14 protein-coding genes are annotated in these 14234 nt (G+C 40.9%); 7 read left to right on the forward strand and 7 right to left on the reverse strand.

Annotated features, from left to right (window positions below):
• Positions 1 to 27 precede the first annotated feature (27 nt).
• The 4 genes from QU661_RS05055 to QU661_RS05070 all read left to right on the forward strand — a co-directional run bounded on the left by QU661_RS05055 (position 28) and on the right by QU661_RS05070 (position 3754).
• A complete protein-coding gene (locus QU661_RS05055) occupies positions 28 to 843 on the forward strand; it encodes a radical SAM protein (protein ID WP_304989177.1) in 816 nt (271 codons plus the stop codon).
• A 10-nt stretch (positions 844 to 853) separates the two neighbouring features.
• Complete coding sequence (gene lexA / locus QU661_RS05060) at positions 854 to 1510, forward strand: transcriptional repressor LexA (protein WP_304989178.1); 657 nt, start codon at positions 854 to 856, stop codon at positions 1508 to 1510.
• 33 nt (positions 1511 to 1543) lie between these two features.
• Positions 1544 to 2860: a uracil-xanthine permease family protein gene (locus QU661_RS05065; RefSeq protein WP_304989179.1), complete on the forward strand. Its 1317-nt coding sequence runs from the start codon at positions 1544 to 1546 to the stop codon at positions 2858 to 2860.
• Positions 2861 to 2941: 81 nt separating this feature from the next.
• The gene (locus QU661_RS05070; protein ID WP_304989180.1) at positions 2942 to 3754 is read left to right on the forward strand and encodes a zinc dependent phospholipase C family protein; all 813 of its coding nucleotides are present in this window, start codon (positions 2942 to 2944) and stop codon (positions 3752 to 3754) included.
• A gap of 5 nt (positions 3755 to 3759) precedes the next feature.
• Here the strand turns inward: QU661_RS05070 and QU661_RS05075 are convergent, their stop codons facing one another.
• Positions 3760 to 4206 carry a COG2426 family protein gene (locus tag QU661_RS05075; RefSeq protein WP_304989181.1) on the reverse strand — a complete coding sequence of 149 codons (447 nt, stop codon included), beginning with the start codon at positions 4204 to 4206 and terminating at the stop codon, positions 3760 to 3762.
• Between the two features lie 213 nt (positions 4207 to 4419).
• On the opposite strand from QU661_RS05075, the gene QU661_RS05080 reads away from it, so the two are divergent.
• The gene (locus QU661_RS05080) at positions 4420 to 5799 is read left to right on the forward strand and encodes an aminopeptidase (protein WP_304989182.1); all 1380 of its coding nucleotides are present in this window, start codon (positions 4420 to 4422) and stop codon (positions 5797 to 5799) included.
• Positions 5800 to 5945: 146 nt separating this feature from the next.
• Here the strand turns inward: QU661_RS05080 and QU661_RS05085 are convergent, their stop codons facing one another.
• From QU661_RS05085 to QU661_RS05095, 3 genes are read right to left on the reverse strand one after another with little or no spacing between them, the layout of a single operon-like run.
• Positions 5946 to 7700: an NADH-dependent [FeFe] hydrogenase, group A6 gene (locus QU661_RS05085; RefSeq protein ID WP_304989183.1), complete on the reverse strand. Its 1755-nt coding sequence runs from the start codon at positions 7698 to 7700 to the stop codon at positions 5946 to 5948.
• Positions 7701 to 7713: 13 nt separating this feature from the next.
• The gene (gene nuoF / locus QU661_RS05090; RefSeq protein ID WP_304989184.1) at positions 7714 to 9615 is read right to left on the reverse strand and encodes an NADH-quinone oxidoreductase subunit NuoF; all 1902 of its coding nucleotides are present in this window, start codon (positions 9613 to 9615) and stop codon (positions 7714 to 7716) included.
• A gap of 54 nt (positions 9616 to 9669) precedes the next feature.
• Complete coding sequence (locus QU661_RS05095; RefSeq protein ID WP_304989185.1) at positions 9670 to 10158, reverse strand: NADH-quinone oxidoreductase subunit NuoE family protein; 489 nt, start codon at positions 10156 to 10158, stop codon at positions 9670 to 9672.
• Between the two features lie 258 nt (positions 10159 to 10416).
• On the opposite strand from QU661_RS05095, the gene QU661_RS05100 reads away from it, so the two are divergent.
• A complete protein-coding gene (locus QU661_RS05100; RefSeq protein WP_304989186.1) occupies positions 10417 to 10761 on the forward strand; it encodes a DRTGG domain-containing protein in 345 nt (114 codons plus the stop codon).
• Between the two features lie 15 nt (positions 10762 to 10776).
• Entirely contained in the window at positions 10777 to 11796 is a 1020-nt protein-coding gene (locus tag QU661_RS05105) for an LD-carboxypeptidase (RefSeq protein WP_304989187.1), read from the forward strand.
• Positions 11797 to 11932: 136 nt separating this feature from the next.
• Here QU661_RS05105 and QU661_RS05110 read toward each other — a convergent pair whose 3' ends face one another.
• The 3 genes from QU661_RS05110 to QU661_RS05120 all read right to left on the reverse strand — a co-directional run bounded on the left by QU661_RS05110 (position 11933) and on the right by QU661_RS05120 (position 14217).
• Entirely contained in the window at positions 11933 to 12511 is a 579-nt protein-coding gene (locus tag QU661_RS05110; RefSeq protein ID WP_304989188.1) for a hypothetical protein, read from the reverse strand.
• 6 nt (positions 12512 to 12517) lie between these two features.
• Entirely contained in the window at positions 12518 to 12967 is a 450-nt protein-coding gene (locus QU661_RS05115; protein ID WP_304989189.1) for a hypothetical protein, read from the reverse strand.
• A 323-nt stretch (positions 12968 to 13290) separates the two neighbouring features.
• Positions 13291 to 14217, reverse strand: coding sequence for a YitT family protein (locus QU661_RS05120; RefSeq protein ID WP_304989190.1), 927 nt, complete (start codon positions 14215 to 14217; stop codon positions 13291 to 13293).
• Positions 14218 to 14234: the final 17 nt, after the last annotated feature.

The raw sequence follows: 14234 nt of genomic DNA on the forward strand, positions 1-14234 counted from the left end.
GATTTTAGTATAGGGGGATAAACTAAAATGAAAGATTTTATCAAAGAGGGTCCAACGGTTACTATGTTCGTTCCATATGACTGTAACAATTGCTGCCCTTTCTGTGTAAATAAAGATGACTATAGAGACACATCATCGTTCAACCTAGATAGATGTTATAGGTCTCTCGACTTGCTGGACAAGATATTGCCACATAACGATATAGTGCTTACCGGAGGTGAACCTCTTGCAGACCTTGATGCGCTTCAGGACATCCTAGACCACATAAAAGATGGTCACCATATATATATAAATACAACACTACCAACCAATGAGGATCAGGATATCCATAAAGTCGCAGCTGTGCTTAATAAAAACAAAGATAAGATCAGCTGCATTAATGTATCTAGACACCTTAAGCATTACGTCAAGGAATGCTCCGATAAGATCTTCAATCTTCTTGAAGTCCCTCATCGCATTAACTGTGTGATCTTCCAGGATGCAACTGAAGCAGACACAAAGGAAAAGCTTCTCAAAGTACTGGATAGATTCTCTGGACATGAAATACAGCTACGAGCTAACTACTCCAAGCTGACGCTTGACAATGTGTTCGACACAGAACATGACGATTTATTCAAGCTAATCGATTCCATCGCTGAATATAAGGGACAACTCGAGAAAGAACTGTTCCGTACTGGCTTCCTATTTCAGCTTGGAGATAGCAGAATCACTTATCACAAAACACTTCCATACAGCAAAATCAATTGTAAGGTTGGTGATATTATCATCAGACAAACTGGTGAAATATATGATGATTGGAATAATTACGGCGAAGAGATGACACTTAACTCACTTACTTTATAGAGGATTTGACATGACAAAGGTTAAAAAAAGCGAAAAACGTCAGCAGCAAGTGCTCGCGTACATGAAGGAAACTATAAAGCTAAAGGGATTTCCCCCAACCGTTAGAGAGATTTGTGACGCTATAGGTATCAAATCAACTTCAACGGTATATAGCGATATCAAAGCACTAGAGGTCCAAGGGTTCATCAAAAAAGACCCTAGCAAACCTCGTGCACTGGCAATTGTTGATTCAATTAGCAAAGATACGAAGGAGCCTATGTTTGAGTCAGATGACATCAACATGGTGCAACTTCCTGTAATAGGAAACGTTGCAGCAGGTGTTCCGATTCTCTCCGAGCAAAATATTGAGGATAACATCCCATTCCCTGCTAGATTTATCGGTAATGGGAATAACTTCTTGCTGGTAGTACATGGTGACAGTATGGTTAATGTCGGAATAAATGATGGCGATTACTTAATCGTACAAGAAGGTCAGACCGCATCTAACGGCGATATTGTTGTTGCAATGGTAGACGGAGCATTTGAGACTGAGGCGACAGTTAAGAGGTTCTATAAAGAAAAGGGACATATAAGGCTGCAGCCTGAAAACGATTTCATGGAGCCTATAATTGTCGATTACTGTAAGATTGTCGGCAAGGTTAAGGGAGTCTTCAGATATTTTAACTAATATTTCACTTTATACGTACCCAAGGAGGAAACGATGACACAGAGTAACGAACATCACTACTCTAACGGCATAACTGATGCAAGAACACTCGGTTGGCCGAAAACTATTCTATTAGGACTTCAGCACACATTTGCCATGTTCGGCGCAACCGTGCTGGTTCCACTTCTCACAGGTTTAAGCATATCCACTACCCTTTTAATGGCAGGTCTTGGAACGCTGTTATTTCACCTTTTGACAAAAGGAAAGGTTCCAGCATTTCTCGGTTCTTCATTCGCATTTCTAGGTGGTTACGCAGCTGTGGCACCGCTTCAGAATGGTCACCCCAATACAGAAATGCTCCCATATGCTTGCGGAGGAGTAATTGTTGCAGGCTTAGTATATGTAATACTCGCTACACTTATAAAGCTATTTACGATTGAGAGGGTCATGAAATTCTTTCCTCCTGTAGTTACTGGACCAATCATCATCTCAATCGGTCTAATACTCGCACCATCTGCTATCAAGAATGCACAAACGAACTGGCTTCTAGCCATTGTTGCCCTCGCATCTATCATATTCTTCAATATGTGGGGACGTGGCATGGCAAAGATTGTACCAATAATCTTGGGTGTAATGATTTCATATTTAGTAGCACTAGCGATGGGACAGATTGATTTCTCGGGTATAAGCAAAGAGTCAATCGTTGCATTCCCTCCTATCATGATGGCTAAGTTTAATATAAGCGCTATTATCACAATCACTCCAATTGCTCTAGCGACAATGATGGAGCATATCGGAGATATATCCGCAATCAGTGCAACAACTGGTTATAACTACATTAAAGATCCAGGTCTACACCGCACGCTTCTCGGCGACGGACTTGCTACTATGCTCGCCTCTCTATTTGGCGGACCTGCTAATACAACATACGGTGAAAACACCGGTGTGCTTGCACTCACTAAGGTATACGATCCATTAGTAATAAGAATCGCCGCTTGTTTCGCGATAATACTCTCGTTCATACCAAAGTTTGCATTCATCATAGAAACCATTCCAGTAGCAATAATCGGCGGTGTTTCACTGATACTATATGGTATGATTTCTGCAGTCGGAATCAGAAACCTCGTTGAAAACCATGTTAATTACAAAAACACCAGAAACACAATAATCACTGCTCTCATTCTCGTATGCTCTCTAGGCTTCAACCAGATTGGCGGTATAACATTTACAGTTCTCAGTGTGAAAATCAATCTTTCAGGACTTGCTATTGCGGCTATAGTCGGCATTGTAGCTAATATGTTACTCCCTGGAAAAGATTATGAGTTTGACGAGGATAACGAAGACGATAAATTTCAAACATTTAAAGTTTAGTATTTTACCGACTTAAGATTTTTTATTAGCCGTGAGCTTTGTAATAGCCCACGGCTAATTTATATGATATAGGAGGTCATTATGCCTGCACATAACGCACACTATTTATTTGGAAGAACTGTTCTAAGCATGCTTCCTTCTGATACACAACGTGTAATCAATACAAACGCTGATTCATATGCGGCATTTATTTTCGGACTTCAAGGACCTGATATCCTTGCTTTTTATAGGCCGATATTTCCAAGCATTCTCAATAAAGAAGGTTCAACTATTCATCATAGTCCTGGTTCATTCTTTTTCGAGCATGCTATTAATGTTGTTAAGGATTCTCCTACTCTAGAGAAAACAAGCTACTTGTACGGTGCAATGTGCCACTATATACTCGATTCTCTCTGTCATCCAGTAATTAACAGTTATGTAAAAACTGCAGGCATGTCACACAGCTTGGTCGAGAGAGAATTTGACCACTATGTACTCGAGCAACACGGCCTCACGCCTTTTATAATTGATTTAAAGCTCGTTGCTCCAGTGAGGAAAAATCTCGGTGCCATAATGGCACCATTTTACGAAACCCCTACCACTAGCCAGATGCAGCTAGCAACTAGAGATATGAGGCGTTCAATTCTAATACTTGGTACAAAGAACGACTTCCTTCGCAAAAGACTACTCTCTCTTCTCTCTTCAACGAAGGCAACTAGAAAACAATGCGATATGGTCGCATCTCACGACTACGATCCTCGTTCGATGGATAGCAATGCGGAAATTTGGAAGAAATATGAAATAGCCATAGACAAGGCTGTTTCTGAAATCGATTACATAAGAAAAAGTCTGATTGATAATGATCAACCAGACATTAGTCGCTATGAATTAGATTATCTAGGCAAGAAGCACTAGACTTTTTATAAAAACGTAGACGCACCGTATGTTACCCATGTAACTATGAATGCGGCAGCAACTACACCGAGGGCAATTGCAGGGAAAGCTCTCTTGAGCTGCATGTCCATCATCGCAGCCACTAGAGCTCCTGTCCATGCTCCAGTTCCTGGAAGTGGAATTGCTACGAGGATCATAAGCCCCCAGAACTCATACCTTAGGACGACGTCCTTATTTCTATCAGCTTTTCGTTCCATCATCTGGACGATATTGTTGAGCTTATCAGACTTCTTTCGCATCCAAGAAAATATATCCCTAGTAAAGACAACGAGGAAAGGAACTGGTAGCAGATTGCCGAGCACCGCAATTAATGTAGCTTGCCAGATTGGTAATCCTGCAATTCCAGCGCCATATGGTATTGCTCCACGCAGCTCTATAATAGGCACCATAGCCATCACAAATGTTTTAAGCATCTACCCTTCCTTTCTCACAATTGTAATATATCTAAAAATAGTATCACTTAAATCCATAGACTATTGATTTAATCTATAATTATGTTTTTTATCCACTTAACCTATTTATTGTAGCATACGCTTATAACCCTATCAATTCATAATACCTTCACATTGATTGATTGTACTTTAATACCTTTTGTGCTACCATTTACATACTATAGGAGGTAAATTATGAAAGATAAAAACGCATGGAATAACTACTCTCCAGAGGAGCTTAAAGCTCTCGAGAATTTAAACAAAGGATACATAGATTTTATTTCAGAAGGAAAGACGGAGCGGGAGTGCACAGAGCTCCTCGTCGAAATGGCAGAGTCTCACGGATATCGCGACCTAAATGAAGTGATAAAGAATGATGAAATTTTAGGCTTGGGAAGCAAGGTATACGCCGTTAATATGAACAAATGCCTTATTACATTTAATATCGGCGAAGATATCGTAAACCGCGGTATGAACATTCTCGGTGCGCACATCGACTCACCTAGAATCGACCTTAAGCAGAACCCACTATATGAGACAGATGAATTCGCTTATCTAGATACACAGTACTACGGTGGCATCAAGAAGTACCAATGGGTTACCATGCCTCTAGCACTTCACGGTGTAATAGCTAAGAAAGATGGAACAGTTATTAAGGTAAATATCGGAGAAGATCCATCTGACCCGGTTTTCTTCATCAGCGATCTGTTAATCCACCTCGCTCAGGATCAGATGCAGCTCACAGCAACTAAGCTGATTGACGGTGAGAATATGGATATAGTATTCGGCACTCAGCCACTTGATAACGAGAGTGAATCAGCAGTTAAAGCTAATGTGCTTAAGCTACTCAAAGATAAGTATGATGTTGAAGAGGACGACTTCTGGTCAGCTGAGATTGAGGCTGTTCCTGCAGGAAGAGCGAGAGAAGCTGGACTTGATAGAAGCCTTATCCTGGGATATGGACATGACGATAGATCTTGTGCATATGCTTCTGCAATTGCACTCTTTGAAGTTGAAAACCCTAAGACCACTACTTGCGGACTCTTTGTAGACAAGGAGGAAATCGGAAGCTATGGTGCTACAGGTATGCAATCTCACTTCTTCGAGGATATTGTTAGAGAACTGCTAGATAGATTAGGAATTTACACTGAGCTAAATGCTGCACGGGCTCTAAGAAACTCTCGCATGCTCTCATCCGACGTAAGTGCTACTTACGATCCTATGTATGCAGACAAGTTCAGCAAAAGAAACGCTGCCCTCTTCGGCCGAGGAATTGTATTCAACAAGTACACTGGAAGCAGAGGTAAAGGTGGCTCTAATGACGCTAATGCTGAATATCTCGGCAAGCTCAGAGCAATTATGCATAAGCACGATGTAATGTTCCAGTCGGCCGAACTTGGAAAGGTAGATGTCGGTGGTGGTGGAACTATAGCATACATTTTGGCACTTTACGGAATGGAGGTTGTAGACAGCGGAATCGCAGTGCTCAACATGCATGCTCCATATGAAGCAGTTAGCAAGTCTGATGTGTACGAAGCATATAAAGGATATAAGGCGTTTATAATCGAGGCATAGTCTAATAAATGCTGTGCAATAAAGCAAAGCTGTGTTCTAAAGAGGTACAACATTCAGCCATAGAACGATCAATATATAATATATTATAGTAATCACGGAAAAGCCACGTCTCAATTGAGACGTGGCTTTCTGATTTAAGTTGACGGTTAGTCAGCCTGCTTATTCACACCTCTATTTACATAGGAAGTATGTAGCAAGTGATGAGCCTTCTCTCCTCCTGGTACACCGAGGTAGTCATCGTACATCTTGATGATTACTGGGTTCTCATGAGCTTTACGGATTGGAGCGTTTTTATCCAATGTGTACAGACCTTTTGCACGCTCTGCTCTAACGTCGAGGAAGTTTCTAATCTGAGAATCCACGTGTGGCTGTCCACCACCATTTACGCAGCCTCCAGGACACCCCATGATTTCGATGAAGGTATAGTCGGCTTCTCCAGCCTTTACCTTATCCATAATTATTCTTGCGTTGGCTAGACCGCTAGCGACAGCAACCTTAACTTTCTTGCCCTGTAGGTCGTATTCAGCCTCTTTTACGCCCTTAACACCACGAACGTCTACGAAGTCTAGGTCTATTAGTTCTTCACCTGTAAGCTTCTCTACAGCCGTTCTAAGTGCCGCTTCCATTACACCACCAGTAGCACCAAAAATTACTCCAGCTCCGGTATATTCACCTAGTGGATTATCGTACGGTTCGTCTTCAAGCTTCATGAACTCTATACCTGCCATCTTGATCATCTTTGCAAGTTCACGAGTTGTGATTGAATAATCGACATCCTGATAACCATCATTGCCCTGGTCATCTCTTCCGAGCTCGTGCTTCTTAGCTGTACATGGCATGACACTTACAGATACTATTTTGTCTACAGGAATTCCCATAACATCAGCATAGTAAGACTTAGTTACCGCACCAAACATCTGTTGCGGTGACTTACATGTCGATAGATTAGGAATTAGTTCTGGATAGTAGTGCTCACAGAACTTAACCCATCCTGGTGAGCATGATGAAATCATAGGGAGAACACCACCGTTAGTCACTCTCTCAACAAGCTCATTTGCTTCCTCAACTATCGTGAGGTCAGCCGAGAAGTTAGTATCGAAAACTCTGTCAAATCCCAGTCTGTGAAGAGCTGCTGACATCTTTCCTTCCACTTCCGTACCTATCGGTTGATCAAAACACTCAGCGAGTGCAACTCTAGTTGAAGGAGCAGCCTGTACAACTACGAACTTATCTGGGTCTTCAATCGCTTCCCTAACCTGAGTGATAGAATCCTTCTCATACAGAGCACCTACAGGACAAGCAACGATGCATTGTCCACAATTTACGCAGCTAGTCTCAGCGAGAGGGATGTTGAATGTTGTTCCAACATACGAATCAAACCCTCTATTATTGGCACCGATAACTCCGATGCTCTGAAGATTATTACATGCGCCTATGCAACGACGGCATAGTACACACTTACTGTTATCGCGAACAATGGACTTTGAGCTATCCTCAATCACGGAATGATTCTTTGCACCCTTATAGTACTCAGTATCGTCTACTCCGTACCTTCTGCATAGCTTGAGAAGCTCACAGTTACCGCTTCTAAAACATCCGAGGCAATCCATGTTATGATCTGATAGAAGTAGCTTTAAATTCTTTCTTCTATACTCAACAAGCTTTGGTGTATTTGTACGTGCAACCATTCCGTCAAATACAGGGAATACACATGCTGCCGCAAGTGCACGAGCACCCTCTACTTCACATAAGCACATCCTACATGCACCGATTTCATTTACATCCTTAAGATAACATAACGTAGGGATATCAACTCCTGCGATGTGCGCTGCTTCGAGTAGCGTAGAACCTTCAGGGACATTAACCTCTATGTTATCAATTGTTACTTTAACATCTGACATATCGTTTCCTCCACTACTTTCTGATTATTGCACCGAATCTGCAGTTATCCATACATGCACCACACTTGATACACTTTACAGTATCAATTACGTGAGGCATTTTAACTGCACCAGAGATAGCATCAACTGGGCAGTTTCTAGCGCACAGAGTACATCCTTTACACTTCTCTTCGATGATGCTGTACTTAAGCAGCTTTTTGCAGACACCAGCAGGACAAGTCTTTTCCTTGATATGTGCAACGTACTCGTCTCTAAAGAATCTCAGTGTCGAAAGAACTGGGTTTGGAGCTGTCTGACCAAGTCCACACAGTGAGTTGGTCTGAATGAATTTAGCTAATTCTTCAAGTTTGTCAAGATCTTCTATTTCACCCTTACCCTCAGAGATTCTTGTTAGGATTTCAAGCATTCTCTTAGTTCCAACTCTGCAAGGTGTACATTTGCCACATGACTCACTAACTGTAAATTCTAGGAAGAACTTTGCTATGTCAACCATACAGCTATCCTCATCCATTACGATGAGTCCGCCAGATCCCATCATACATCCAATACTCTTTAGGTTCTCGAAGTCTATTGGGATATCGTAGTATGTACTAGGGATACATCCGCCAGAAGGACCACCAGTCTGTGCAGCCTTAAACTTCTTGCCATTTGGAACTCCACCGCCGATATTTTCAACAACATCGCGCAGAGTTGTACCCATAGGAACTTCTACAAGTCCGGTATTGTTAATCTTACCCCCAAGGGCGAAAACTTTAGTACCTGGTGATAGTTCTGTTCCGAGAGAGCTAAACCACTCTGGCCCCTTGTTAAATATCACTGGAATGTTAGCGTATGTTTCAACGTTATTTAGAATTGTTGGACATCCAAATAGGCCTTTTACAGCAGGGAACGGAGGACGAGGATGTGGTTCACCTCTATTACCTTCGATAGAAGTTAGAAGAGCAGTTTCCTCACCACACACGAATGCTCCTGCACCGAGTCTTAAATCGATATCGAAATCAAAACCTGTGCCAAATATGTCCTTACCAATCAGTCCATATTCCCTAGCCTGCTTAAGAGCAATCTCTAGTCTATTAACAGCTATAGGATACTCAGCACGAACATAGATATATCCCTGGTCAGCTCCAATTGCATATCCAGCAATAGCCATAGCCTCAAAAACTGAATGTGGATCTCCCTCTAATATTGAACGATCCATGAATGCACCTGGGTCACCTTCGTCTGCATTACAACATACATATTTCTGAACTTTTCCTCTATTACCAGATGCGAACTTCCACTTCTTTCCTGTTGGGAATCCTGCACCACCACGTCCTCTAATGCCGCTATCGAGAACGGTCTGAATAACTTCATCTGGGTTCATCTCAGTTAAGCATCTTCCAAGAGCCTCATATCCACCTGTGGCAATATATTCATCGATGTTCTCTGGATCGATAACTCCGCAATTTCTAAGTGCTATTCTCTCCTGCTTAGTGTAGAAGTCAGACTCTGTCATCGTCTTTGCAGGACTTCCATCGGTAGTCTCCTCTTTGAGCAGGTATTTGTCAGCAGGAACACCACCAACGATATGCTCATTTACAATTGCCTCTACCTTCTCTGGATCTACTTCTTCATAGTAAACAGATCCCGGATGAACTACAACTACAGGTCCTTTAGCACATAGACCAAGACATCCGGTCTGAATGATCTTCACATCATTCTGAAGACCATGCTCTTTGAGATGAGTTTCAAAAGCTTCAACCACATCTAAGCTGTGGTTAGATGTACATCCTGTACCGCCGCAAACCAGTATATAATTCTTATGAACCTGTGCACCTTCAGCCTCTACTGAGATAGCTGATTCGCTACCTAGTCTGAGGCTTACTTGGCACATCATCTTATTCTTGATGGCTCTAAGTTCATTAAGCGATTTCATAATAACCTCCATAGTCTACAAAACGCTGCTAAGCGTATCATTTACAACCGAAAACTACTTGTATTTAGCAAGAACTTCAGGAATCTTATCCGCAGTCATTTTGCCATATACGTCTCCGCCAACAATAACCACCGGAGCTAGTCCACAAGCTCCAACGCAGCGGCATGAATCTAAGGAGAACTTTCCGTCTGGTGTGCATTCTCCATCACCAATCTTTAACTCCTCCACGCACTTATCGAATATATCTCCCGCACCTTTAACGTAACATGCAGTACCGAGACAGACTGAAACTTCATGTTCACCCTTAGGCGACATGGAGAACTGAGCATAGAATGTAGCCACACCGTATACTTTCTCCATCGGAAAACCTGTTCCATCAGAAATGATTTTCTGAACCTGATATGGAAGATACCCATATATCTCCTGTGCATGTTGCATAATTGGCATCAAGCAACCCTTATCACCTTTGAGCTCGTCAATAACCTTCAGTAATTGCTGTTCTTGCTCAGGTGTGCCCTTGAATGGGACATTCGAAACCTTCATACCTAGAACCTCCTTCAACCAAATCAGTTAGTGATATTTAATAAAATTAAATCATATATTAAATTTATTATATATATTAAATAAATTTATTTCAATGATAGTTATGAATCTGTCTATATACTGAAAACATTCAATTAGCTGTAACTTTCGTATCAATTATCCACAGTTATTTTGACAAATCCACTCGCAATTGATAATTGTGTAACGTATAATATAAGTATAATTATGACTGTATATGCGTTGACTAGGGAGGACAAAATGACACTACTTGAAATTAATTCTATTATAGAGGGAAAGATCCTAACCAAGGATCCTGACCTAAATCTCGAGCTAGTTAATGCCTTTTCATCTGACGTAATAAGTCACATCGTAACATATGCTAGCGATAAATCGATATTGATTACGGCAGTATATAATCCGCAAATCCTTAAAACTGCTGAGATGAAAGGCGTTCAGTGTGTTATTTTAATTGGAATCTATGAACCAGAGCCATCGCTCATCGCTCTTGCCAATTCATTAGGAATCACTCTACTACGTTCTACTTTTTCTATGTACGTTACCTGTGGAAAACTTTATAGCAATGGTCTGCAGGGTGCATTCTAATACAAGGAGGACTTTATGATATATCCTAAATTTCCCGAAAAAGGTTCTGCTCTTGGTATCTGTGCACCGAGCGCTGGAGTTGGTCACAAAATTAAATCGTTTGACAAATCATTAGCAGCCTTAAAATCATCGGATTTCGATATTATAGAGACTGCCAGTGTTAGAAATGATAACATACGATCTGCTGATGCTAAGACTCGTAGCGAAGAATTCAATTTCCTTGTTCACAATCCTGATGTAGATATGATTATCTCCGCAGCTGGTGGCAATTATAACATCGAGATACTTCCCTACCTAGATATGGAAACACTGTCTAACTACCCTAAGTGGATTGCCGGTGCAAGTGATCCAACGAACATCACATACTATGTAACGACCAAACTCGACATAGCCACAATGTACGGCTTTAATGCAGGTAGCTTTGACTGGGATATACTTCACGAGTTCCAGAAGAATTCGCTTGAGTTTATGCGTGGCAACATTATAAAACAATATTCATTCGATAAGTATGACTCTAACACCGACTTTAACATTCAGGATGTGGTTCTTGATGAAGACGTAAATTGGCAGCTATCAATGCCAGGTACAGATGAGATAATAGATAAATCGTCCGCTACTGATTCACCAAGACTAATAGCTGAGGGACGGCTTATCGGGGGATGCATAGATTGCATCGCAAAGCTGATAGGAACACCTTTTGATGACACTAAATCATTTGTTAAAAAATATCCTCGAAAGATATGGTTCCTAGACAACTTTGCGATGACCTCATTCGATCTATACCTTACGATGATGCAGATGAAGTATTGTGGGTACTTTAAGGGAACTAAAGCGATTGTATTTGGCAGGACTATGTTCCCCGACAAATCGGACGAAGAATATATCGCGCAGCTACGCCAAGCGATTCCAAATATTCCATTTATTTGGAATGCAGATATCGGTCATGTTAAGCCATGCTTTACAGTAATAAATGGCGCGTATGGTAGGGTTACCTGTGTACAGGGCAAAGGAACGCTTGAGCAAGCATTGATTTAATACCGCAAAGGCGAAAGAAATAAAAAAGGTAGATGTGGGCTAAAGTATAGCCAAAAAGTTAGTTTGATGTCCAACTTTTTGGGTGCTTGCATCTACCTTTTTACTATTTAGAACTAATAAACGCTAAGCTCAATGTCTATAGCACATCATTATGAATTAGAACGCTCATGTAAGCACCCTTCTTAAATAATGATGTACTTACGCCCCATGCGATGGCTGAACAAGCTAGCTCGTCAGCATTCTTTGATTTAATGGTTCTAGAAGTTAGAACGATTCCCTTTGGATAGAGTTCAGCATCTAGATACTGATGTAAGCTATCTGCAGAACCTGACTCAACGGCCTTGATTGAGCGACCAGGATTTGTATCCCACCATTCGTTTGGCTTTGAGAATGAACCATCAGCTCTCATCTCACCAGAAGAAAGATTCTGAGCACAAACTTCTCTAAGTTTCTCTAGAGTCTCCTCATCTATTACACCATCGGTAATCGAATATGCATACATTGCACACGCAACACCATCATCATCTAGTTCCTTGAGAAGGTATAGATTCGAGACACCTCTCTCCTTGAACTTCTTCCACTTAGCGGACACTTTCTTAAGGCTTGCATCATTGTAGACAGATGAGTTTCCATCCTCAAGAGCACGTCTTAGTTCTTCTAGATTAACATCCTTCTTCTCCCAGTTGTCGATAAAATTGATTCTTAGATCACTCATGTAACTTTACTCCTTTAAATCTTCTTGCCAACTAGCTAATGTATCATTATCAAATACGATTATCGTATCAATAAACGGTTTCACTACGATCTTCGTGTAAAAAGGTCCTTTTTTCTTGTAATATACCGTTGCCCCAGAGCGACTTTTTACTGAGAACTTTATCTCATACTCTCCGGACGGCATCAAGATAGAAGGCGTTAGAAACTCATCTGAAAACAAAACTCCGGACGACCAATTCTCCCCATCAACGGAAAATGACATATCATAGAATTCGCCATAACCGTTATCGATTCTAAGGTATACCTTGGATAGTTCCTTATTGCGCTTCATGGTCTTAATCGTGTTAAATGCCTTCTTTCTTTTAGTATGCTGATAATATAATATTCCAACACTTATGTAGAACAGTACGGACATCGCCACGATTAATATCCAGGGTCTTTCAATTAAAAAACTCATGATTAGTTCTCACTTTTCTTATTGGTTGCAATGTACAGTTTGCAACAATTATCTATTAATACCAATCCTGTAAGTTCCGCAGACTTTGTGTAATCTGCCGAGTAAACGCAATTCGCTTACAAGGCTCGTAGGCCACATATGGACAATCATCACAGCGAGGGAGCTGAAGGTGAATACAAAAGGCTGCGAGGTTTTGACAAGTTTAAAGGTTTACGAAGTTACGAATTAACGAATGCGAGTATTATTACATCACATCAAGTTACACAATATTCGTATAATTCATCAAGTAAGCGAAACTATTTGCCGAGGCTCGCAGTATTTTTCTATTCGCCGACCCCTATGTGTCTCTTAAAATTACCCACTATATTTTCACCCTCTGACATCATGAGAAATGCATGAGAATCAATATCGTTAACTATTCCTTTGAGATGTTCTATTTCATACTTTGAGACGAGCGTTAGAATTATATTTACCTCATCTCCTGTGTAAGCACCTGTTCCCTTCCAACTTGTAACGCCTCTGTTTAATTCTTCAGTAAGAATTTTTTCTATACCCTCTTTCTTAGTAATAATCAGAACTTCTGTCTTGATGTTTTGGGTGTGCATCCTGTCGATAAACATCGCCTTGACAGCCGAGTAGATGAAGGAGTAAACTGCTATCTTTACATTAAATAACAGTAGGCAGCAACCATATACAGCAAAATTCACAACATTATTAAGCATTCCGACGCTAATGTTTGGATTCTTCTTTGCCATGCACACTGCTATGATATCTGGACCGCCAGTTGAACTTCCACCTCTTAAAATCATGCCCGTTCCGATTCCTCCGATAACACCTGCGACTACACACGCGGTTAGGTAGTCATCAATATAAGGAATCTTTGGTACTGGAACAAGGGTAAGGCAAACCGATGATATGCCAATTGAAATCAGTGTCTTAGTCGCAAATTTAAATCCAGCTGATGAGTATGCATACAAAAATAAAGGAATATTTATCAAGAAGTAGATAATACCAGTAAAGTCAAGACCATATATCGTTGCAACTCCAGTATTCACGACAATTAAATGTCTAACAATCTGGGATATTCCGAGGAATCCACCGTTATACAGGTGCATCGGTGTGATTAGGAGGTTTATGCTAAATGCATAAATTAAGTTTCCTAGAATCATCAATATTGTACTTGATAATCCATTCCATTTATCTTCAAATTTATTAAACCAGTTCATTTCAAAAAATTTATGGTTAAGCATCCGCTACGGATGCTTAA

Origin of the sequence: Mogibacterium neglectum (assembly GCF_030644205.1) — a bacterium.
Taxonomy (GTDB): Bacteria; Bacillota; Clostridia; order Peptostreptococcales; family Anaerovoracaceae; genus Mogibacterium; species Mogibacterium neglectum.